Consider the following 22,935-nt stretch of genomic DNA (forward strand, 5'->3'; position numbering starts at 1 on the left):
GACCCCAAACCCCGCGCGCAGAGTCCGGCCGTCAGCACACGTCCGGCGGCGCTGCTCGCGGTGCGCCGGCAACCGTCGTCGACGGCCGTGCTGTTGGTCGCGGCGTTCGGCGCGTTCCTCGCCTTTCTCGACTCCACGATCGTCAACGTCGCATTCCCCAACATCCAGAAGTCGTTCCCGACCTACAGCATCAGCAGCTTGTCCTGGGTGCTCAACGCCTACAACATCATCTTCGCGGCGTTCCTGGTAGCCGCGGGCAAACTCGCCGACCTGCTCGGCCGCAAGCGGATGTTCGTCTACGGCGTCGTGCTGTTCACCCTGGCGTCGGTGTTGTGCGCGGCCGCTGCCAGTGTCGAGCAGTTGGTCGCGTTCCGGGTGCTGCAGGGCATTGGCGCGGCGCTGCTGGTTCCGGCGTCGCTGGCACTGGTAGTGGAGGGCTTCGATCCCGCACACCGCGCGCACGGGGTCGGTTTGTGGGGTGCGGCGGCGGCCATCGCGTCGGGGCTGGGCCCGCCGATCGGCGGGGCCATCGTGCAGGTGTCCGACTGGCGGTGGGCGTTCCTGGTGAACCTGCCGCTGGGCATCGTGGCGGTGATCGCGGCCCGGCGCGCACTGGTCGAGAGCCGCGCGCCCGGGCGGCGCCGCGTGCCCGACCTACGGGGCGCGGCGCTGCTGGCACTCGCACTCGGGCTGCTGACCCTCGGCCTGATCAAGGGTCCGGACTGGGGCTGGTCGAGTTTCGGCACCCTGGCCTCGTTCGTGGGTTCCGCACTCACCCTGGTCGGGTTTGTGCTGAGCTCCCGATCCCATCCGGCGCCGCTGATCGAGCCCGCCTATCTACGCATCCAGTCATTCGTCGCCGGCAACGCGCTGACCATCATCGCGGGCGCGGGCTTCTACGGCTACCTGCTGACCCACGTGCTGTTCCTCAACTACGTGTGGCGCTACAACCTGCTGGAGACCGGCCTGGCCGTGGCCCCGGCGGCGCTCGTCGCGGCCGTCGTCGCAGCCGTGCTCGGCAGGATCGCCGACCGGCGCGGCCATCGGCTCATCATCTTCTTCGGCGCGCTGATCTGGGCCGGCAGCCTGGTCTGGTATCTCAAGCGCGTTCACGTCGAGCCGGACTTCCTCGGTGCCTGGCTGCCCGGCCAGCTGCTGCAGGGCCTCGGCGTCGGCGCCACGTTGCCGGTGCTGGGCAGCGCCGCCCTGGCCCGGATAGCCAAGGGCGGCAGCTACGCGACGGCGTCGGCGGTGGTGAGCAGTTGCCGCCAGCTAGGTGCCGTCATCGGCATCGCGTTGCTGGTCGTGTTGATCGGGACCCCGCAGCGCAATGAGGCGGTGGATGCGCTGCGCCGCGGCTGGGTGATGGCGGCAATCTGCTTCGTCGCCGTCGCCCTGGGCGCCGTGTTCCTGGGCCGCACCGGTCACGTCGCCAGCGCCGACGTCGAACCCGAAGCCCCGCCGCAGTTCGAACCACGGCAGTCCAGGCCGATGGCCGCCCATCTGCAAGCCGAACCGGCAGCCCGCGAGGGCGACCCGCTGAAGAACCTGCCGCTGTTCGCCGGGCTGGACGACGAAACCCTTGCCGACCTGCGACGCAGCGCCGAGGAGATCGAGCTCGAGGCCGGTTCATACCTGTTCCGCGAAGGTGATCCGGCCGACTCCCTGTACGTCGTGCGGGACGGCCGGGTGCAGGCGATCCAGAGCCTGGCGGGCGCCCAGGTGGTGGTCCGGGAGGTGGGCCGAGGCGAGGTGATCGGCGAGCTCGGGTTGCTCATCAATGCGCCCCGTTCCGCGTCGATTCGCGCGGTCCGCGACACCACGCTGGTTCGGCTGACCAAGGATCAGTTCAACAAGATCGCTGACGCCCGCGTGCTCGGTGCGCTGCTCGAAGAGCTGGCCACCCGGTTGCACAAAACCCCACCGCCCCCGGTGTCCCGGTCCACATCGACGGAGGTGGTGGTCGCCGTCGTAGGCATCGACGCCGCCGCGCCGGTGTCAATGGTGGCCAGCGAGTTGCTGTCCCAGCTGTCGACGTACGTCCGGGCGGTGGACCCCGGCCGGGTCGACCGCGACGGGCTGGAGCGCGCCGAGGGGTCCGCGGACAAAGTCGTGCTGCACGCATCCCAGAGCGCTGACGACGTGGACTGGCGGAAGTTCTGTCTGCGCGTCGCCGACCGAATCGTGCTCGTCGCGGGAAACCCCGCCCCACCCGAAGAGCTGCCCGAGCGGGCGTTCGGCGCGGACCTGGTGCTGGCCGGCGCGCCGGCCACGCGGGAGCACCGCCGCGCCTGGGAGGAGCGGATCACGCCCCGGTCGGTGCACACCGTCAACGCGGCAACCTGCACCGACGATGTGCGACCGCTCGCCGCACGCCTGGCCGGCCGGTCCATCGGTTTGGTATTCGGCGGTGGCGGCGCGCGGGCATTCGCTCACCTCGGCGTGCTGGAAGAGCTGGAAGCGGCCGGGGTGGCGGTGGACCGATTCGCCGGCACCAGTATGGGCGCGATCATTGCCGCGCTGGCCGCCACCGGACTGGACGCGGCGGGGGTGGACGCCTACGTCTACGAGTACTTCATCCGCAACAACCCGGTCGCCGACTACACCGTCCCGGTCAGGGGCCTGATCCGGGGACGTCGCGCCCCCGCGCTGCTGCGCCGGGCGTATGGCGACCTGTTGGTGGAGGAGCTGCCCAAGGAGTTCCGTTGCGTAAGCGTGGACCTCCTGGCCCGGCAGGCCGTCGTGCACCGGCGCGGCCCGCTCGCGGATGCTGTGGGCTGTTCGCTGCGGCTGCCCGGAATCTTTCCGCCGTACGCCTATAACGGAACCCTGCATGTCGACGGCGGCGTGCTCGACAATCTTCCCGTTTCAGCGCTGTCGGGAGAAGAGGGCCCGCTGGTGGCGGTAGCGATCGGTTTCGGTGGCGAGACCGCGTCTGCGCGTGTGCAGGAATCTTCGGGTCCGCCACGCATTCCCGGGATCGCGGAAACGCTGATGCGCACGATGATGATGGGCAGCCGGTCTGCGGCCGCGTCGACGATGGCCGAAGCCGACGTCGTGATCCGGCCCGGCAGCCGGGGCGTGGGACTCCTGGAGTTTCATCAGATCGACCAGGCCCGCGAAGCAGGGCGTGCTGCGACGCGCGAGGCGTTGCCGCAAATACTCGCTCTGCTACACCGGTGAACGCGCGGGCGGAGTCTCGACAAAGGAGTCAGCGATGAGTGCACCGCAGGGCTCGCGGGTGGACACCATGTTCGGGCCCTACTACTTGAAGCGGCTGCTGGGCCGCGGCGGCATGGGCGAGGTGTATGAAGCCGAGCACACCGTCAAGAAGTTCACGGTCGCTCTGAAACTGATGTCGCAGGCGTTCAGCCAGGACCCGGTCTTTCGCAAGCGAATGGAACGCGAAGCCCGCATCACCGGTGCTTTGCTGGAACCCCATGTGGTGCCCATCCACGACTACGGCGAGATCGACGGCCAGCTGTTCGTGGAGATGCGCCTCATCGAGGGCACCGATCTGGAAACCGTGCTCAAGGAAAACGGGCGGCTACCACCGTCACGCGCGGTGGCCATCATCCATCAGATCGCCTCGGCGCTGGACGCCGCGCATGCCGCCGGGGTGACGCATCGCGATGTCAAACCACCCAACATCCTGATCACCCGCGACGACTTCGCCTACCTTGTGGACTTCGGTATCGCCAGCGCCCGCAGCGACGAGAAACTCACCCAGTTGGGTACCGCGGTGGGGACCTGGAAATACATGGCGCCCGAGCGGTTCACCAACGAGGAGGTGACTCCCCGCTCCGATGTCTACTCGTTGGCTTGCGTGCTGTACGAGTGCTTGACCGGGGCGCCGCCGTACCGCGCCGACAGCACCGGTGTGCTGATCGCCTCGCACATGATGGATCCGATTCCGCTGCCCAGTGTGGAGGACGCCGGTGTACCGCCGGCCTTCGACGCGGTAATCGAGTGCGGCATGGCCAAGCTTCCGGAGGAGCGCTACGCCAGTGCCGGTGCGCTGGCAGCGGCCGCTCACGAAGCCCTCAACAGCTCCGAGCGCAAACAGGTCCAAACCATAGTGCGGCGCACCGACGGCGCGCCGACCGCGCAGCGGCCGGCCGACGTTCCGGCCGGCCCGCCGGCGGTGACGGTACCGGGTACCGGTGTCCAGGCCGTGGCGGCGGCCGATGGCGGCGGCTCGGCCCCCTCGAGTCCGGCCGCCTCGAGTCCGGACCCCTCGGGTCCGGCCCCCTCGGGTCCGGCCCGCTCGGGTCCGGCCCGCAAGCGCTGGCCGATCGTGGCTGCAGCCGCCGCGGTGGTCGTCGTCGCCGTCGCCGGCATCGGAATTTGGCTGGCCATGAAACCGTCGCCTGCACCCGCCTCCAGCAAGCCGAAAGCGAGTTCGGGGAAGACGGCGCCACCAGCCACCTCGGCACCGTCGGACGCCGAAGCCCGGCTGCTCAGCCTGCTGCCGCCCGGCTACGTGGCCGGCACCTGTACGCCGGCCACACCCGATTCCGACAGCATCTGGACGCCGGCGGTGGCGTTGGTGACCTGCGGGCCGAACACGCAGCCGGGCGGCCCGAGCAAGGCGACCTATGGGTTGTTCCCCAACACGGCCACGCTGAAGAAGGCCTTCAAAGACGACATCGCCAACGTCAGCCTGGTGAACTGCCCGGGCGAGGGTGCCTCGCCGGTGAGCTGGCACTACGACCAAACGCCCAACGACATGGCGGGCATGATCGCGTGCGGGACATACAACAGCCACCCGAACGTGATCTGGACCATCGACGAAAAGCTGATGCTCAGCGACGTAGCCGGCGATCCGGCCAGCGTCGAGGAACTGCACACGTGGTGGGACAACTACGGCTGACCCGGCGATCGGTTAGCTAAGCTAGGGCAAGCCGTTGCGCCCGTCCGCCCCGAGCAGCAGCCCCCCGGTGCCGCGGGTGCCGGCCTTGCCGGGTGTGGTGCCGGTGCCGCCGTTTCCGCCGTTACCGCCGTCGCCGATCAGCACGGTCCCACCGTTCGAGCCGCCGTTACCGCCGTTACCTCCGGTCGCGGTGCCGGCCCCGCCGTTACCGCCGTTACCGCCGTTGCCGTTGACTCCGGCCTTTCCGCCCGCCCCGCCAGCGCCGCCGGTGGTATTCGCGTTGGGGCCGCCGGCGCCTCCGGCACCGCCGGCGCCACCGGAGCCGTTCAGCAGCCCGGCGTTGCCGCCCGCGCCGCCGGCCCCGCCGGTGGAGTTGGACAGGCCCTCGCCACCGTTGCCGCCGGCCCCGCCGGAGCCGAAGAGCAGGCCGCCGTTGCCGCCGATTCCGCCGTTGCCGCCGGCGCCGGTGGTGGCGCCGCCGCCGCTGCCGCCCGCGCCGCCGGCTGGACCGGCGGCGAGGAACCCGGCGTTTCCGCCGTGGCCGCCGGTCCCGCCGGTGGTAAGGCTGTATCCGCCGGCTCCGCCATTGCCGCCGCCACCGAACAGCCCGCCGGTGCCGCCGGCCCCGCCGGTCCCGCCGGAAGTGGTGCCGAACCCGCCAGACCCGCCGTCGCCGCCGTCGGCGAACAGTCCGCCGGCGCCGCCGGCCCCGCCTGCCCCGCCGATTCCGGCGGACCCGCCGTAACCGCCGACTCCGCCGCCACTGAACAGCCCACCGGTACCGCCGGCCCCACCGGATCCGCCGGTGCCGGGCCCGCCGCCGGCCCCACCGGTTCCGGCGGCGCCGAACAGGGCGCCCGCGTTGCCGCCGCGCCCACCGGCCCCGCCGGTGAAGGGACCGGGGGTGCCGGCCGGGGCCACCGCCGTGCCGCCGGTTCCGCCGCTGCCACCGGATCCGATCAGGACGGCTGACCCACCGGCGCCCGCGGCTCCGCCGGTGGTGGCGCCGGGTCCGCCGGCGCCGCCCGTCCCGCCCGAGCCGAACAGGATTCCGCCGGCGCCGCCGGTTCCGCCGGTGCCGCCGGTTGCGCCGGCCGCGCCGGATCCGCCGACCCCGCCGTTACCGAACAGCCAGCCGCCGTCGCCGCCGGGAGCCCCGGTGCCGGCCGCGCCGTTGCTGCCGTTGCCGATCAGCGGGCGCCCGGTCAACGCCTGGACGGGACTATTGATCGCGTTGAGGGTCTGCTGCTGCATGGTGTGCCGACCCGATGCTGTCCAAATCGGTTGCGGCCGCCCCCAGCATCTCGGGGACTACTACTAGATACGACATCGCTGTCCTCCCGAAGGAATTTTTTGTGGAGTTGGGATGAGGATGCGGGGGTGCCGCCGAAGGGGTTCGGTCACCCGAGACGCGTGGACGATCTACGACCTTCCGGCGTTTCCGTTCTCGCCGAGCAGCTGCCCGGCGGTGCCGCCGGTTCCGGATGTGCCGGGCGGCGTACCGGCCCCGCCATTGCCGCCGTTACCGCCGTCGCCGACGGACACCGCGTTGCCGCCGTTTCCGCCGTTTCCGCCCTTGCTGCCTTCACTGCCCCCGCCGGCGCCGCCGGCACCGCCGTTGCCGATCACCCCGGCGTTGCCGCCGTTGCCGCCGTTGCCGCCGTTGAGGCCGCCGTTGGTGCCGGAACCGCCAGCGCCGCCGTTGCCGATCAACCACCCAGCGTCCGTACCGTTTTGGCCGGTCTCCGCGACGCCGTTGACGCCGTTGCCGATCAGCGGACGTCCGGTCGCAGCCTGAATGGGCGCGTTGATCCCGTCGAGCAGGCTCTGCAGCGGAGACGCGTTGGCGGCCTCGGCGGCCGCGAACATCGCCCCGCCGGTGTTCATCGTCTGCACGAACTGCTGGTGAAACATTGCCGCTTCGGCGCTGAGCACCTGATAGGCCTGACCGTGCGCGCCGAACATCGCCGCGATCGTCGCCGACACCTCGTCAGCGCCGGCGGCCAGCAATGCGGTGGTCGGAGCCGCTGCCGCGGCATGGGCCGTGCTCAACGCCGATCCGATGCTTTGCAAATCCGTTGCCGCCGACGTCAGCAGCTCGGGGGTCACTATCACAAAAGACATCGCTGCCCTCCCGCTCGTCACTTGAATCGGGTCAAGGATGCGAGGTGAAGGGGGGTGAGAACGTCGGTCAGGAGACGTAGATTTCGCGCGGTGGGGGTCGTAGATTGACCCGCCGCCAGGGCTTAGCTGCGGCTGGCTCCTTCATGAGCCAACTGCACGCGAGAGGTGAGGCCCAGCTTTGCGTACACGTGCGTGAGGTGAGTCTGCACAGTGCGCCGGGAAACGAACAGCCGGGCCGCTATCTCGTTGTTGGCCAACCCGTCAGCCACCAGTCGCACGACGTCGCGCTCGGTGGGGGTCAGCGACGCCCAGCCGCTGCTCGGGCGTTTGCGTTCGCCCCGGCCGCGCCGCACGTAGGCGACCGCCTCATCGACGGACAGGCCGGCACCCTCGGCCCACGCACTGTCAAAGTCCTGCTGTCCCATGGCATTCCGAAGCGCGGTCGCCATTGCCTCGTAGTCGGCGTCGTAGATCTTGAACCGGACCACACCCATCTGCCGCCGAAACTCGTTCGCCGCACCGAAGAGCCGCACCGCATCCCGATAGCTCAAGCCGTCGGCGGCCAGCCGCCCGAGGCACTCGAGAACATCGGGAATGGCCGAGTGTGCCTCGTATTCGGCGGCGCAGGCAAGCGCCTTGTGTGCGTCGCGCTCGGCTTGTTCGGGTTCGCCTTTGGCGATCGCTATGCGGGCCCGCGTGGTCAGCGCGCGGGCCAGATGCCAGCCGGCCGACACCGATACCTCGTGCTCCGCAGAGACTCCGGCGGCTACCAAATCGCCTTGTGCCAAAGCGATCTCGGCCATCGGATTGGTTACCGTAGCGGCCAGCTCACCCTGCTCGCCCAACAGCTGCTGTGCGGCCGCACTGGCCTGCGCCGCTGCGGGCACATCGCCGGCGGCCACCGCCGCGGTGGCCAGCACGGCATAGCTGAAGCCTTCATTGAACGGCCACAAATCCGAGGCTGCCGCCAGCGACGCGTTGGCCGCACCCATCGCGGCGTGCGTATCGCCGTGCAACGCAAGCGCATTGGCCAGCGCAAGCCGGCTGCCCCAGCTGAACAGCGCGTCGTGAGCGGCGTCGGCGTCCCCGGTGACGGCACGGAATTGCGTAATCGCATCGGGCAGAGCGCCTTTCATCATCTGCGCCAACCCGAGCGTCCAGCGGCACGAGCGCGCGTGGAACCGATCGCCGATCGCCTCACCCAGCTCGCGGCCTTCTTGGGAGGCCGCGTACGCCTGGACCGGATCACCCGCATAGAAGGCGCCGTAGGCCTGCCAGGTCAGGATCTGGGTGAGCCGCCACCGGTCGCCCAGCTCGCGGGCAATGCCGATTGCCTCGGCCAGGTACGGGCGCGCCGCTTCGGCGCTGTAGGAACTGATGGCACCGCATGCGGTGAGGGCGCGGGCCAGCAGCGCCGGGTCGTCGATATCACGCGCGATCGCCACTGCCTGCTGCGCCTGGTCGAGGTTGTCGTGGATGCTGCGTGAGGCGTCCAGGGACGCCTTGTCGGCCAGCGCCCGTCCGCGTACCACGGCCGAGACGTCGCCGGGGCGTGCGTTTTGGTCGGTGAGCACGGCGTCGAACCAGGCCAGCCCCTCCTGAATGCGGCCGCGGGTCAGCCACAGCGGCTGCAGGGACGACGTGAGCTCGAGCGCCGCCTGAACCTCGCCGTCTTCGCGGCTGCACGCGAACGCCGCGCGCAGGTTGTCGATCTCGATCTCGACCTGTTCGATGCGGCGCTGGTGATCGCCGTCCGATGGGTTGTCCAGCAGCGCGGCCATCTGGGTGTAGTGATCGCGGTGGCGCGCCCGAACCGCCTCGGCGTCAGCCGACTCGCGCAGCTTGTCCGTCGCGTAGTGGCGCACCGTCTCCAGCATTCGGTAGCGGGTGCGGTCTCCGGCGACTTCTGCCACCACCAGCGACTTGTCCACCAGCCGGGTGAGTTGATCGATCACCAGCTGCGGTGCCAGATCATCGTCGCCGCACACAACTCGCGCCGCCTCCAGGTCGAAGCCGCCGCTGAACGCGGCCAGCCTGCGGAACAACACCCGTTCGGGTTCGCTGAGCAGGGCGTGCGACCAGTCGACGGATGCACCCAGCGTTTGCCGGCGGCGCAACGCGGTGGGGCCGTCGCCAGTCAGCAACCGGAAACGGTGCCGCAGGCCGTCGAGGATCTCCGTCAGCGACATCACCCGCACGGCCGCCGCCGCCAGCTCTATCCCGAGCGGCAAGCCGTCCAGGCGGCCGCAGATATCGGCCACGGCGGCGGTGTCGGCGGCGCTGATACTGAAGTCCGGGCGTGCCAGCCGCGCGCGGTCGACGAACAGCTCGATCGCTTCGTCGGCCAGCGACAGCGAGGGCACTCGCCAGGTCAGCTCGCCGGGCACCCCGATCGGTGCGCGGCTGGTGGCCAGGATCGTCAGCCGCGGGCAGGCGCCCAGGAGTTCGCCGGTCAGGGCGGCACACGCGTCGATCAGGTGCTCACAGTTGTCCAGCACCATCAGCACGTCGCGGTCGCCGAGGAAGCGCACCAGCGTGTCCAGCGCGGTGCGGCCTGGCTGATCCGGCAGGTCGAGGGCGCGCAACACCGCTACCGGGACGACCTCGGGGTCACTGACGGGCGCCAGATCGACAAACCACGCGCCGCCGCCGAACTCGGCCGCGGACTGCGCCGCGATCTGCACCGCCAGCCGCGTCTTACCGACGCCGCCGGCGCCGGCCATGGTCACCAGCCGGTTGTCGGCCAGGAACTTGCGCACGTCGGTGATCTGTTCGCTGCGGCCGACGAATCGGGTCAGCTGCGCCGGAACACCGTGTGGCGCAACGATATTCAGATCATGTAGCGGCGGGAACTCGACCCGCAGATCGGGATGGCACAACTGCGCCACCCGTTCGGGGCGAGGCAGGTCGCGCAGCCGGTGGGTGCCGAGGTCGGTCAGCCAGACGTCGGCGGGCAATTGGTCGACGACCAGATCGTGGGTGGTGCCCGACACCACGATCTGGCCGCCATGCGCCAGTTCCCGTAACCGCGCCGCGCGGTGCAGGGTGGGTCCCGAATAGTCGCCCGAGTGACCAGCCTGCACCTCGCCGGTGTGTACCGCGACGCGCAGCTGGACGGGTGCCAGCGGCGCCTGCTGCAAATCGATGGCACACGCCAGGGCGTCGGTGGTACGCGGGAACATCGCCACGAAGCCGTTCTCGTCGCCGAGTTTGACCGGCCCCACCCCGTCATTGGCCGCAATGATCTCGGCTGCCATTCGATCAAGTCGCGCGAGCGGCGTCGAGCATTCCGCGTCGGCGAGCAACAGGGTTACCGGCGGCAGTGGCCGTGAAGTCGGCAGAAACTCGCTCACGCACATGTCACTCCGCTTTCATGGCGATCTCTTCGTGACTAACTCAGTGTCACGCACCCGGGGCGCCGACGGTTCAACATGAGTACAAAAAAGTTCTGTCCGCGGGCGCTACGACCCCCGTGGGGCGCCCATCTACGACCCCCTTACCCGGCCTATTTACGCGTTGTGACCGACGTTCATCGGCCCGCCGCCGCGCATTCTTTGGCCATGAATTTCTTGGTATTACCGCCGGAGATCAATTCGGCGCGGATGTTTCTGGGGGCGGGATCGGCGCCGCTGTTGTCGGCGGCAGCGGCCTGGGAGGGGTTGGCCGGTGAGCTGGGCGAGGCGGCGAGTTCGTTCGGGTCGGTCGCCTCGGGCCTGGCGGGCACGGCGTGGCAGGGCCCGGCGGCCACCGCGATGACGGCCGCGGCCGCGCCCTACGTGGGGTGGCTATCGGCCGCGGCGGCCCAGGCGCAGGGGTCGGCCGGGCAAGCCCGCGCGGCGGTCTCGGCGTTCGAGTCCGCGGTGTCGGCGACGGTGCACCCCGGATTGGTCGCGGCGAACCGCAATCAGCTGGTGTCACTGGTGCTGTCCAACCTGTTCGGTCAGAACGCGCCCGCAATCGCCGCGGCCGAGGCTTCCTACGAGCTGATGTGGGCCCAGGATGTGGCCGCGATGGTGGGCTACCACGGCGGGGCGGCCGCGGCGGTGGCGCAGTTGACGCCCTTCCAGACGTTGCAGCAGGCATTGGCAGGCATACCGGGGTTGCCCGCGAACCTGGGCGCGGGCAACATCGGCAGCTCGAACGCGGGCGGCGGTAATCACGGCAGCGGGAACCTGGGCAGCGGCAACAACGGCAACCAGAACGTCGGCAACGGCAACATCGGCAACACCAACCTGGGCAGCGGGAACAACGGGATCGGCAACGTCGGAAACGGCAACCGCGGCGACCAGAACATCGGCAGCGGTAATGCCGGAACCAAGAACAGCGGCAGCGGAAACGTCGGAAACGGCAACGTCGGCCTGGGAAACCACGGCGACGCCAACACCGGCAACGCGAACCTCGGCAACGCCAACCTGGGCAATGCAAATCGCGGCGACGCCAACATGGGCTTCGGCAACCGCGGCAGCAACAACGTCGGCGCCGGCAATACCGGCAACCACAACTTCGGCTTCGGCAACACGGGCAACAACAACATCGGTTTCGGGCTGACCGGCGACAACCAAGTGGGTTTCGGCGCGCTCAACTCCGGAACCGGGAATATCGGCTTCGGCAACTCGGGCACTGGCAACATCGGGTTCTTCAACTCGGGCACCGGAAACGTCGGCTTCTTCAACTCCGGCAACCACAGCTTCGGCTTCGAGAACTCGGGCAGCTTCAATACCGGATTCACCAACTCCGGTCAGGGCAATACCGGCTTTTTCAATGGCGGCTTCAACAATGTGGGATTCGGAAACGCGGGCGCGAACAACTTCGGAATGGACAACGGCGGCTCCCAGAACATGGGTTACGGGAACGCGGGGTTCCAGAACACCGGCAGCATGAACGCCGGCTCGATCAACACCGGTGATTTCAACTCCGGCGACATCAATACCGGCTGGGCGAACTCGGGCGGCAGCAACACCGGCGGCTTCAACGCGGGCAAGCTGAACACCGGCTTCGGCAGCGCGATCACGCCCGTCGGCGTCAAGAACTCGGGCTTCGGCAGCACTGGCCTGGACACCTCGGGCTTCTTCAACTCCGGCGGCGACACCTCCGGATTCCAGAACACGGGACTGGCCTTCGAGTCCGGATTCGGCAACTCCGGCAACGGAAACAATGTGGGCATCAACAACCACGGCAGCTTCCTGGCTGGCATCAACAACACCGGCTTCGACAATATCGGCATCGCCAATTCGAACGTCTTCAACTCGGGATTCGGTAACTCGGGCAATGACGACTCGGGGTTCTTCAACAAGGCGGACGCGAAGTCCGGCTTCTTCAACTAAGCCCCGCGTTCATCGGGCATCGCTAACCATTTGTCGAGGGAGAAAATATGTCGTTTGTGATCGCCATGCCGGAACTGCTGCAGGGAGCGGCCCAGGATTTGGCGGGCATTCGCGCCTCGCTGACCCAGGCCGCCGCTACCGTGGCCGGCCCCACTACCGGGATAGCCGCAGCGGCTCAAGACGAGATATCGATGGCGATCGCCTCCATGTTCGGCAGCTTCGGGGCAGATTTCCAGGCCCTGCACGTCCAAGCGCAAGCATTTCACGAACAATTCGTCGCCGTGATGAACGCGGGTGCCGGCGCCTATGCGAGCGCCGAGGCCGCCAATGTCGAGCAGCTTCTGCTCGGCGAATCACCGGCCTACCAAACGCTTTTCGCGAATACCGGCGCCAATCTCCAGACTCTGCAAAGCGCCGTCGCGGCAAACCCGGCGCCGCTGCTACAGCAGTTCATCAAAAACCAGATGGGCTACGAGCAGACAATCGCCGCCGCACTCGGCGGCGGCCTGCAGAATTTCCCGGCCCCCCAACAGCTTTTCCCGCCCGATCCGGCGGGGCTGCTGCAGGGGATCGTCAACCAGCAAACCGGCTACGGCCAGACCATCTCCACCGCGCTGGGCGCCGCCGGCCAGGACTTCCGGGCCGCGGCGAATGCCTTGCCGGCGACGTTGCAAACGGCCTTCCAGCAGCTGGCGGCCGGAGACGTCACCGGGGCGGCGCGCGGTGTCGCGACGGGCTTCGGAAGCCTGTTTGTAACGGGCCTGGCTGCCAACCAGGACATGACGACGCTCCTCATCAACATCACGCCGACGGGAACTCTGGGCGATTTGTTGCCGATCTTCGCCATTCCCGGCCAGATGGCGCAGAACTTCACCGATCTGATGCCCGCCGGTTCCATTCCCGCTCAGATTTCCCAGCACCTCACCAATGCGATCAATACGCTGACCGACACCTCGCAGACGCTGGACCTGACGACCGGCGAGCTGCACGTGGGGTTGCCGTTGACGCTGGGGCTTGACGCGATAGGTCCGGTGGTGACCGGCCTGAACGCGTTCGGCTCCAGCGGCAGCGCTGTTGTGGGTGCGCTGCAAACCGGCGACGCCCTGGGCGCCACCGCGGCGCTGTTCGACGCACCCGCCAACATTCTGAACGGTTTCCTCAACGGCCAAGCCACACTGCCGCTTTCGGTTTCGCTCGGTGACCTGACGACCACGACGAACATCCCTCTCGGCGGGCTCCTGACTCCCGCTCAGACCGCTTCGCTGACACTCGAAATCTTCGGCACGACAGGGACCATCCCCCTCACCGGTACGGCCTTCGGAGGACTCCTCCCGGCCCTGCTGACCTTGCTGCCCGAGCAGCTTGCTCAGGCGATCGGTGCAGGGTGAGAACGGACACGGTTATGGAATTCCTCGTTTTACCACCGGAAGTCAACTCCGCGCTGATGTATGCCGGGGCAGGTGCGGGCCCACTGGTTCTGGCAGCCACGGCGTGGCAGGGGTTGGCCGCCGACTTGCACGCCTCGGCCTCGTCGTTCGACTCCGTGGTCACCGCGCTGGCCACCGGGCCCTGGTCGGGTGCGGCGGCGACGGCGATGGCCGCGGCCGCCGCGACGTATGTGTCGTGGCTGTCGTCGGCGGCGGCGCAGGCGGCGGGGACGGCGGGCCAGGCCCAGGCCGCGGCGACGGCGTTTGAAACTGCGCAGACCGCGACCGTGCATCCCGCGGCCGTCACCGCCAACCGGCTCTCGTTAATGTCTTTGGTGGCAACCAATTTCATCGGTCAGAACACGCCCGCGATCGCGGCCACCGAGTTCGACTACGCGGAGATGTGGGCGCAGGATGTGGCCGCGATGCTGGGGTATCACGCCGGTGCGGCCTCGGTGGCCTCGGCGTTGACGCCGTTCGCGCTGCCGCCGATCGATTTGCCGGGCTTGGCTGCCACGGTCGGGACGCTGGCCGACGCGCTGACTCCGCTGACCCAGGCCGCGACGGCTGCGGCGCAGTCGCTGCTGTCCGGATCGTCGCTGCAGTCGCTGCAGTCGCTGACCTCGGTGGCGCAGGTCGCGGCCACTCCGGTCAGCATGCTGATGTCGCCCATGATGTCGTTGGCACAGGGCGCCAACGGCGCCGGGGTGGCCGGCACGGGACTGACCGGGCTCGCCGACGCGCCGAAGATGGTCGGCGACACCGCTCCGGCGCTGAAGGGCGGCATGGGTTTGGGTGCCGCGGCCGACTTGGGCAAGGCCCGGTTGGTGGGAGCGGTGTCGGTGCCGCCGAGCTGGCCGGGGTCGATGCCGAAAGGCGTTGCCAGTTCGGTTGTTTCGGGATTGGCGGCGTTGTCCGGCGTCGGCGAGACATCCCAGGCGGCGGCGGCCGGCGGCATGCCGATGATGCCGATGCCGATGGGCTCTGGCGGTATAGGCGGGCCGGGCGCGGGTATGCCCGGGGGCATGCTGGGTCGCGGCGGCGCGAATCCACATGTGGTCCAACAGCGGCCCAGCGTGATTCCGCGCACCGGGGTCGGCTAGAGCGGGGGTGATCGGCCGGGATCGTCAGCCACAAAGGTGAACCAATTGTATTGCAGTGAAAGGAAATAGGTAATGGCTACTCGGTTTATGACCGACCCGCACTCAATGCGGGCAATGGCGGGACGTTTCGAGCTACACGCTCAGACGGTCGAGGACGAGGCGCGCCGGATGTGGGCGTCGTCGCAGAACATCTCCGGCGCCGGCTGGAGCGGGATGGCGCAGGCGACATCGCTGGACACGATGAGCCAGATGAATCAGGCGTTTCGCAACATCGTGAGCATGCTGCACGGCGTGCGCGACGGCCTGGTCCGCGACGCCAATAACTATGAGCAGCAAGAACAAACGTCGCAGCAAGCACTGAGCAGTTAGGAATTCAGCGATGACGATCAATTACCAGTTCGGTGATGTGGATGCCCACGGGGCATTGATTCGTGCGCAGGCTGCCTCGCTGGAGGCCGAGCACCAGGCGATCGTGCGTGATGTGCTGGCCGCCGGGGATTTCTGGGGTGGCGCCGGCTCAGCGGCTTGCCAGGAGTTCATCACGCAGTTGGGCCGCAATTTCGCGGTGATCTATCAGCAGGCCAACACCCACGGCCAGCAGGTGCAGGCCGCCGGCGCCAACATGGCGCAAACGGACTCCAGTGTCGGTTCCAGCTGGGCCTAGCCGGCGAACAACGCCGCCGGTATCCGTTCGCGAAGCTGGGCAGCGCCTGCTGACTTCCTGAGTGACTCCTGAATCAAAGCTATGAGCGGCCCGACCTCTGATGTGATCTAAATCATCGGATTGCGCTACCTGGTTGGGGGTTGCGAATGATTCTGGACTTTGCGTGGTTGCCGCCGGAGATCAACTCGGCGCGAATCTTTTCCGGCGCGGGGTCGGGGCCGTTGTTCACCGCGGCGTCGGCCTGGGACGGGCTGGCCAGCGAGTTGCGGGCCTCGGCGTCGTCGTTCGAATCGGTGATCACCGCGCTGACGGGCGGGCCGTGGGCGGGTCCGGCGTCGGTCTCGATGGCCGCGGCAGCGGCCCCATATTCGGGGTGGCTGAGCGGCGCGGCCGGGCAGGCGGAGTCGGCGGCCGGTCAGGCCCGGGCGGCGGCGACGGCGTTCGAGACGGCGATGACGGCCACCGTCCATCCGGCGGCCGTGGCCGCGAATCGAACATCGCTGCTCTCGCTGATCGCGACGAATTTCCTGGGCCAGAACACACCGGCGATCGCGGCCGCCGAGTTCGACTACGTCGAAATGTGGGCCCAGGATGTGGCTGCCATGGTCGGCTATTACAGCGGAGCCACCTCGGTGGCGTCCATGCTGACGCCGTTCAGCATGCCACCACTGAATCTGGCGGGGCTGAATCTCGCGGGGTTGGCCTCGACAGCGACGGCAGCGGTGTCACCGGCCATTCAGAGCGCGGTGGCTCCGCTGTCGGGGGCGGTGACGGCGGTCCAATCCGCCGCTTCGGCCATTCCATTGCAGTCAGTGATATCGGTGGCGCAGATCGGCATGTATCCGGCCAGCATGCTGATGTCTCCGATGATGCAGCTGGCGAACGTTGCGCGCACGGGCACGGCCGGAGCGACCGGCGCCGCCGCTGGGTTGGCCGATGCGCCGAAGTTCGTCGGTAGCGCCGCTCCGGGCATGAAGGGCCTCGGCGGCGGGGGACTGGGCGGCGGAATGTCAGCGGCCCTCGGTCATTCCCGGCTGGTGGGTGCGATGTCGGTGCCCCCGAACTGGCAGGGGTCGACGCCGGCCGGGATGGCCAGTTCCGCGATGCGCGGAATGGGCGCCCTGCCGGCCGCGGCGCCGATGGCTCAGACGGCGCCTACCGGCGGTGGTATGCCGATGATGCCCATGCCGATGGGTGCCGGCGCCGGCGGCGCCGGTATGCCCGGCGGGATGATGGGCCGCGGCGGCGCCAATCCGCATGTGACGCAGCAGCGCCCCAGCGTGGTGCCGCGCACCGGAATCGGCTAGCGCTAAGTCGTTGCGGCCGTTGCGGTTTCGGTCACAGCCGCCAGCACTTCCGACGCGGCCCGCTCGCCGGAACGAATCGCGCCGTCGACCCACCCGCACATGGTGGCCGAGCTCTCGGTGCCGGCCCAGTGCACCCGGCCGCAAGGCGCGCGCAGTGCGTGGCCGTATTCGGTAAGTACGCCTGTTGGGGTGTGGCTGATCATTCCGCCGCCGGAGTAGCGCTCGGTGGTCCAGTTCTGCTCGTGGTATTCGAGGAGCCGGGCCGCCTTGTCGCCGAACCGGTCGACGAGTTGGCCGACGACCGCGGCCTTGCGGTCGGCTTCGTCGAGGCGGGCGAGTTGACGCGCGGCGACCCCTTCGGTGATGACGCACATGATGCCCGGGTTTCCGGTGTCGGTGCAGGCGTCGATGGTCAGCGTGGCCGGGGTACCCGGTGCCGCCGACTGCCCGGACAATCCGTCGGCACGCCAGAACGCTTCGTCATAGATGATCGACGTCTTGATGATCGCGCCGCCGGGCATCCGCTGGTTCAGCAACGTCCGATCCGCCGGCAACATGGGCTCATAGTCGATGGAGCCGGCAATGGCCATCGGAATCGTGACGATGACCCGCTGTGCCCGCACCGTCAAACCATCCGAGCGGACGGTAACGCCGTCGGCGTCCTGACCGATCTGCCGGACCGGCTGAGACAACTGCAGGGCATCGCCCAGGTGGGCGACGATCGGGCGATAGATGGCGCCCATGCCGCCGACCGGGCGGGCGTCCTGAGCGCCGCCCTTACCACTGATGACGAAGCTGGGACCGCCGATGGTGGAACTGCCGGCCGATGCCATCTGCAGCAGCATCCACAGCATCGAAACCTCAGCCGGCGCACAGGTATACGGGCCGGCCAAGGCCATGTCCAGCATCTCGCGCGCCGGCCTGGACAACACGTTGCGTTCGAGCCAGTCGCCCAGGCTCATCCGGTCCCACTCGGCGGCCTCCTTGGCCTCCCAAGGGGCTTCGCGCGGAAGCGATTTGCACATCTGCTCCACACTCATCAGACCCATGCCCACATTGGCGACGGCCCACGGGCTCATCGTCCACGGCAACTTGCCGCCGTAGCGGTGCTTCTTGCCGTCGACCACCATCATGGCGTCGCCGTCGTTGTGCTGCTTGTACTCCGGCACGCCGAATTCCTGCATCAGCGCATAGATCCGGTCCTGGCCCGGCCCGATCCAGGCGCCGCCGCGATCGATCCACAGCCCGTCGTCGCGGGTAACGGTAAAGGTGCGACCGCCCACCCGGTCGCGGGCCTCCAGCACGGCCACCGAGCGACCCGCCTGTTTCAACCGGAGCGCGGCCGTCAAACCCGCGAATCCGGCACCGACCACGCAAAAATCGACATCTGTCACGCCAGGCTCCTCAGTTGCGGTTGCCGCCTCAGCTGCAAGCTACACCGATTGGCCGGTCGACGAATACGGAAAACTGCTGCCGGTGTTCTCGTCGACCGTGACGTGTCCACCGAGGAAGGGGAACGCGCGCTGCGCGCACGCGGGCCGGTTGCAGATCTTGCAACCCGCACCGATGGGCACGGCCGTGCCCGGAGCGTCGAGGACGACTCCGCTGGAGTAGACGAGTTTGTCGGCGTAGGCCAGCTCGCAGCCCAATCCGACGGCAAAGCTCTGCTGCTGCCCGCGGTAGCCGCGGCCCTCGGGCGCAATCGTTTTGGCCACCTAGAAGTACGATCTGCCGTCGGGCATCTGCGCCACCTGAACAACTATGCGCCCGGGTTGGGCGGATGCGTCGTGCACCACCCACAGCGGGCAGCTGCCGCCCACCCGGCTGAAATGAAATGCCTTGGTGAACTGACGTTTCGAGATGTTACCTGCCTTGTCGGTGCGCACGAAGATGAACGGGACCCCGTGCTGCTGCGGGCGCTGCAGCGTGGAGAGCCGGTGGCACACGGTCTCGAACCCGACCCCGAACCGGCGGCCCAACAGGTCGATGTCATAGCGCAATTCGGCTGCGGCACAGTGAAATTCGCGATACGGCAACAGAAAGGCGCCGGCGAAGTAGTTGGCCAGCCCGATCCGCGCGACGCCGCGGGCTTCGCTGCTCAGCTGGTCGTCGGTGGCCACGATCGCCGAGATCAGCTCCGATTGGCTGAGCAGTCCGAGTTGAGTGGCGATCTGGAAGGCGCGCTGGCCGGGCCGCAGCCAGTGGGCAACGCGAAGCATCTTGGTTTCCGGGTGGTAGCGGCGCTTGGTGGCCTCGGGCAGGCCGTCGTCGATCACCACGGTGATGCCGAACTGATCGCGCAGCAGCGAGGTCAGCTCGATGTCGAGCTCACCAACCCGCATCCCGTTGTCGTTGAACATCTTTTCCGCCGCCGCATCCAGGTCGCCGATGTAGTTGTTGCGGTCGTAGAAGAAATCGCGGACCTCCTCGAACGGCATCGGCCGGTCGGGCGCCGGCCCGTTGTCCGCGGTTGCGCGAGAGCGGTAGCCGTCCAATTCCTCGGTGGCATCGCGCAATCGACGGTGGACGGCGACCAGGCTGCGCCCTACCTCGGGCATGCGGGCGACGAATTCCTCGATGCGGCCGGGACGGCGTCATCGCCTGGCTGCTCGGCGGACCCGACCGCACCTACCGGGTGCCGTTGCCCGCCGCCGGCGAGCCCAAGCGGGCCATCCTGGACAGCTACACCAAGCAGCACTCCGCGGAATACCAGAGCCAGGCGCCCATCGACCTGGCCTGCCGATTGCGTCAGCGCATCGGGGATCTCGACCAGGTCGCCACCATCGTGTTGCACACCAGCCACCACACCCATGTGGTGATCGGCACCGGCTCGGGTGACCCGCAGAAGTTCGACCCCGACGCGTCGCGGGAAACCCTGGACCACTCGCTGCCCTACATCTTCGCGGTTGCGCTGCAGGACGGCGCCTGGCACCACGAACGCTCCTACACATCCGAGCGGGCGCACCGGCCCGACACCATCGCGCTGTGGCAAAGATCAGCACGGTCGAGGATCCGGAGTGGACCCGCCGCTACCACTCGGCCGACCCGGCGCAGCGGGCGTTCGGCGCGCGCGCCGAGGTGCGGCTGCGCAGCGGTGCGGTGATCGTCGACGAACTCGCGATGGCCGACGCACATCCGCTGGGCGCCAGACCGTTCGAGCGCAAGCAGTACCTGGAGAAGTTCACCGAACACGCCGAGGGTGTGGTGGAACCCGTTGAGCAGCAACGGTTTTTGACCGCGGCGGACGGCCTGGCCGAACTCACCGATACCGGTGCGCTGAACATAGTGGTCAATGCGCGGGTGCTGGACGGGGCGCCGGTGATTCCGGACGGGATCTTCAAGTCATGACCGCGGCAACCGAAATCCGCAAGGGTCTGGCCGGCGTGGTGGTGGCACCACGGCCATCTCCAAAGTGGTGCCCGAAACCAATTCGCTGACCTACCGCCGATATCCGGTGCAGGAGCTGGCTGCTCGCTGCAGCTTCGAACAGGTTGCGTTCCTGCTCTGGCGGGGGGAGCTGCCCACCGACGCCGAGCTGGCGCTGTTCAGTCAGGCCGGCTGCACGGCGGCGTCAACGAGGCCGTCATGCGCGACATGCTCGAGATCGCAGAACCCGACCACGCGAGAGTGGTTGCGCGGCAAGCTCGCTCGGCACGAGAAGATCATGGGGTTCGGGCACCGGGTATACCGCAACGGCGACTCCAGGGTGCCGGCCATGCGCCAGGCGCTGGCCCGTGTCGCCGCGCTGCGCGGCGGCCGGCGCTGGCTGGACATCTACCAGGTGCTCGAGGCGGAGATGGCGATAAGCACCGGGATCAGGCCCAACCTCGACTTTCCCATCGGGCCCGCCTATCACCTGATGGGTTTCGACATCGCCAGCTTCACACCGATTTTCGTGATGGGCAGGATCACCGGCTGGACGGCACACATCATGGAACAGGCGGCGGCCAACACCCTGGGCCGGCCGCTGAGCGCCTACTCAGGGTGCGAACAACGAGTGCTGCCCGGCTAATCCGGTCCGCCGTACTGCCAGACCAGGCCGTGGGTACCGGTCATCATGTGGTTGCACCACATCGTCTGGCCGTTGGCGTCCTGCGTGGTGGCGTGCCAGACGGTGCACGGATCACCCGGCCCGGGCGGGTTGGCGAGTGCGACGGGGGCGGCGAGGACGAAGCCGAACGATGCGGCAGTGGCGATCATCGCCAGCACGGCGAGCCGAAATCTTGTCACGATGGCATCTCCTCAACGCTGAGCAGGAAGCCGGAGCTGAGCACCCGAAGCTTCACGGTAGCCCCGCAACGACCCGCCGGTAAAGGATTCGGCGGACGGACCGAGCGCGCGCTTAGAACACGTTCTAATCTGTCAAACCATGGGATTTCTGAAGCCCGAACTGCCCCAGATCGACGTAGCCGAGTGGAGCAAGGGCACCCGCAGCGAAAAGATCCGGCCGATGGCCAGACACTGGGCCGAGGTCGGTTTCGGAACGCCGGTGGTACTGCATCTGTTCTACGTCGCCAAGATCCTGCTCTACATCCTGTTCGCGTGGCTGATCGTGCTGAGCACCAAGGGAATCGACGGCTTCACCAACGTCCGGGCGTGGTACGCCGAGCCGATCGTGTTCGAGAAGGTCGTGCTGTACACGATGCTCTTCGAGGTCGTCGGGCTGGGCTGCGGCTTCGGGCCGCTGAACAACCGGTTCTTTCCGCCCATGGGCTCGATTCTGTATTGGCTGCGGTTCGGCACCATCCGGCTGCCTCCGTGGCCGGATCGGGTCCCGATGACTCACGGCACGAAGCGCAAGCCGGTCGATGTGGCGCTGTACGCACTGCTGCTGATCGCATTGGTGGCGGCGCTGTTCACCGACGGCACCGGGCCGGTACCCGAGCTGGGCAGCACGGTCGGGCTGCTGCCGACGTGGCAGATTGTGTTGATTCTGGTGCTGCTCGGGGTGGCCGGGCTGCGGGACAAAGTCATCTTCCTGGCCGCCCGCGGCGAGGTATACGCATCGTTGACGGTGACGTTCTTGTTCGGCGGGATAGACATGATCGTCGCCGCCAAACTGGTGTTTCTGGTGATCTGGATGGGCGCGGCGACCTCCAAGCTCAACAAGCACTTCCCGTTCGTGATCTCCACGATGATGTCCAACAACCCGTTGTTTCGGCCGCGGTTCATCAAGCGGCTGTTCTTCGAGAAGTTCCCCGACGATCTGCGGCCCGGGCTGTTGTCGCGGATCTTCGCCCACGTCAGCACCTTCATCGAGATGTGTGTGCCCGTCGTCTTGTTCTTCGCGCACGGCGGCTGGCCCACCACCGTGGCGGCGATCGTGATGGTGTGCTTCCACTTGGGCATCCTGACGGCCATCCCGATGGGCGTGCCGCTGGAGTGGAACGTCTTCATGATCTTCGGCGTGCTGTCGCTGTTCGTCGGCCATGCGCGTCTGGGTCTGACGGATGTGAAAAACCCTGTGCCAGTAGCGATTCTGTTCGCCGTGGTGGCCGGAACCGTGATACTGGGCAACCTGTTTCCGCGCAAGATCTCGTTTCTGCCCGGCATGCGCTACTACGCCGGCAATTGGGACACCACGCTGTGGTGCATCAAACCCTCGGGTGCGGACAAGATCACCCGCGGCATCGTCGCGATCGCGAGCATGCCGCAGGCCCAGCTGGAGCGTTTCTACGGCAAGGATCGAGCACAGATCCCGATGTATCTGGGATATGCGTTTCGCGCCATGAACACCCACGGCCGGGCGCTGTTCACGCTGGCGCACCGGGCGATGGCCGGCCAGAACGAGGACGACTACGTCATCACCGACGGCGAACGGATCTGCAGCACCGCCATCGGCTGGAACTTCGGCGACGGCCACATGCACAACGAGCAGCTGATCCAGGCCATGCAACAGCGCTGCCGCTTCGAGCCCGGCGAGGTGCGCATCGTGCTGCTCGACGCGCAGCCCATCCACAAGCAGACGCAGGCCTACCGGTTGGTGGACGCGGCCACCGGCGAGTTCGAGCGCGGCTACGTCCGGGTTGCCGATATGGTGACCCGCCAGCCCTGGGCCGACGACGTGCCGGTACACGTCGAATCGGACGCGCCGCGAGCGTAACGCCACCGCG

Annotated in this window: 13 protein-coding genes and 4 pseudogenes; 11 read left to right on the plus strand and 6 right to left on the minus strand. The window is 68.1% G+C overall.

The genetic code is table 11. The annotated features are described in order from the left end of the window. The first annotated feature begins 51 nt into the window (after positions 1 to 51). Positions 52 to 3,183 carry an MFS transporter gene (locus tag BST12_RS19750; protein ID WP_083114859.1) on the plus strand — a complete coding sequence of 1,044 codons (3,132 nt, stop codon included), beginning with the start codon at positions 52 to 54 and terminating at the stop codon, positions 3,181 to 3,183. Between the two features lie 34 nt (positions 3,184 to 3,217). Further along, positions 3,218 to 4,873 (plus strand): serine/threonine-protein kinase, encoded by a 1,656-nt coding sequence (locus BST12_RS19755; RefSeq protein ID WP_083114830.1) that lies wholly within the window; start codon positions 3,218 to 3,220, stop codon positions 4,871 to 4,873. A 21-nt stretch (positions 4,874 to 4,894) separates the two neighbouring features. Here BST12_RS19755 and BST12_RS34930 read toward each other — a convergent pair whose 3' ends face one another. The 3 genes and pseudogenes from BST12_RS34930 to BST12_RS19765 form a co-directional block, all read right to left on the minus strand. Continuing rightward, positions 4,895 to 5,794 carry a hypothetical protein gene (locus BST12_RS34930; protein WP_425437405.1) on the minus strand — a complete coding sequence of 300 codons (900 nt, stop codon included), beginning with the start codon at positions 5,792 to 5,794 and terminating at the stop codon, positions 4,895 to 4,897. A gap of 510 nt (positions 5,795 to 6,304) precedes the next feature. After that, a pseudogene (locus tag BST12_RS34935) lies at positions 6,305 to 6,997 on the minus strand (PE family protein); the annotation flags it as partial. A 122-nt stretch (positions 6,998 to 7,119) separates the two neighbouring features. Further along, positions 7,120 to 10,350 carry a helix-turn-helix transcriptional regulator gene (locus BST12_RS19765; protein ID WP_372510895.1) on the minus strand — a complete coding sequence of 1,077 codons (3,231 nt, stop codon included), beginning with the start codon at positions 10,348 to 10,350 and terminating at the stop codon, positions 7,120 to 7,122. Between the two features lie 207 nt (positions 10,351 to 10,557). Between BST12_RS19765 and BST12_RS19770 the strand changes: the two genes are divergently transcribed. The 6 genes from BST12_RS19770 to BST12_RS19795 all read left to right on the plus strand — a co-directional run bounded on the left by BST12_RS19770 (position 10,558) and on the right by BST12_RS19795 (position 16,822). Then, positions 10,558 to 12,321 (plus strand): PPE family protein, encoded by a 1,764-nt coding sequence (locus tag BST12_RS19770; RefSeq protein WP_083114832.1) that lies wholly within the window; start codon positions 10,558 to 10,560, stop codon positions 12,319 to 12,321. A 47-nt stretch (positions 12,322 to 12,368) separates the two neighbouring features. Further along, a complete protein-coding gene (locus tag BST12_RS19775; RefSeq protein ID WP_083114833.1) occupies positions 12,369 to 13,709 on the plus strand; it encodes a PE family protein in 1,341 nt (446 codons plus the stop codon). Positions 13,710 to 13,723: 14 nt separating this feature from the next. After that, positions 13,724 to 14,851, plus strand: coding sequence for a PPE family protein (locus BST12_RS19780; RefSeq protein ID WP_083114834.1), 1,128 nt, complete (start codon positions 13,724 to 13,726; stop codon positions 14,849 to 14,851). A 72-nt stretch (positions 14,852 to 14,923) separates the two neighbouring features. Further along, on the plus strand, positions 14,924 to 15,220 hold the full coding sequence (locus tag BST12_RS19785; protein WP_083114835.1) for a WXG100 family type VII secretion target: 297 nt from the start codon (positions 14,924 to 14,926) through the stop codon (positions 15,218 to 15,220). A gap of 10 nt (positions 15,221 to 15,230) precedes the next feature. Further along, complete coding sequence (locus BST12_RS19790) at positions 15,231 to 15,515, plus strand: WXG100 family type VII secretion target (RefSeq protein ID WP_083114836.1); 285 nt, start codon at positions 15,231 to 15,233, stop codon at positions 15,513 to 15,515. Positions 15,516 to 15,661: 146 nt separating this feature from the next. Further along, positions 15,662 to 16,822 (plus strand): PPE family protein, encoded by a 1,161-nt coding sequence (locus BST12_RS19795; protein WP_083114837.1) that lies wholly within the window; start codon positions 15,662 to 15,664, stop codon positions 16,820 to 16,822. 2 nt (positions 16,823 to 16,824) lie between these two features. Here the strand turns inward: BST12_RS19795 and BST12_RS19800 are convergent, their stop codons facing one another. Next, the gene (locus BST12_RS19800) at positions 16,825 to 18,216 is read right to left on the minus strand and encodes a flavin monoamine oxidase family protein (protein WP_083114838.1); all 1,392 of its coding nucleotides are present in this window, start codon (positions 18,214 to 18,216) and stop codon (positions 16,825 to 16,827) included. 39 nt (positions 18,217 to 18,255) lie between these two features. Then, positions 18,256 to 19,404: pseudogene (locus BST12_RS19805) on the minus strand (helix-turn-helix domain-containing protein); the annotation flags it as partial. Here BST12_RS19805 and BST12_RS19810 point away from each other — a divergent pair. Together BST12_RS19810 and BST12_RS19815 are read left to right on the plus strand one after the other, a co-directional pair. After that, positions 19,404 to 20,170 (plus strand): annotated as a pseudogene (locus BST12_RS19810) (MmgE/PrpD family protein); the annotation flags it as partial. The pseudogenes BST12_RS19805 and BST12_RS19810 sit on opposite strands and share 1 nt — an antisense overlap. Beyond that, positions 20,167 to 20,834, plus strand: a pseudogene (locus tag BST12_RS19815) (citrate/2-methylcitrate synthase). The pseudogenes BST12_RS19810 and BST12_RS19815, both read left to right, overlap by 4 nt. On the opposite strand, the gene BST12_RS19820 reads toward BST12_RS19815, so the two are convergent. After that, positions 20,831 to 21,052, minus strand: coding sequence for a hypothetical protein (locus tag BST12_RS19820; RefSeq protein ID WP_083114839.1), 222 nt, complete (start codon positions 21,050 to 21,052; stop codon positions 20,831 to 20,833). The pseudogene BST12_RS19815 and the gene BST12_RS19820 sit on opposite strands and share 4 nt — an antisense overlap. Before the next feature lie 139 nt (positions 21,053 to 21,191). On the opposite strand from BST12_RS19820, the gene BST12_RS19825 reads away from it, so the two are divergent. Next, positions 21,192 to 22,925, plus strand: coding sequence for a DUF3556 domain-containing protein (locus BST12_RS19825; protein WP_083114840.1), 1,734 nt, complete (start codon positions 21,192 to 21,194; stop codon positions 22,923 to 22,925). Positions 22,926 to 22,935: the final 10 nt, after the last annotated feature.

Origin of the sequence: Mycobacterium angelicum, from assembly GCF_002086155.1 — a bacterium.
GTDB lineage: Bacteria > Actinomycetota > Actinomycetes > Mycobacteriales > Mycobacteriaceae > Mycobacterium > Mycobacterium angelicum.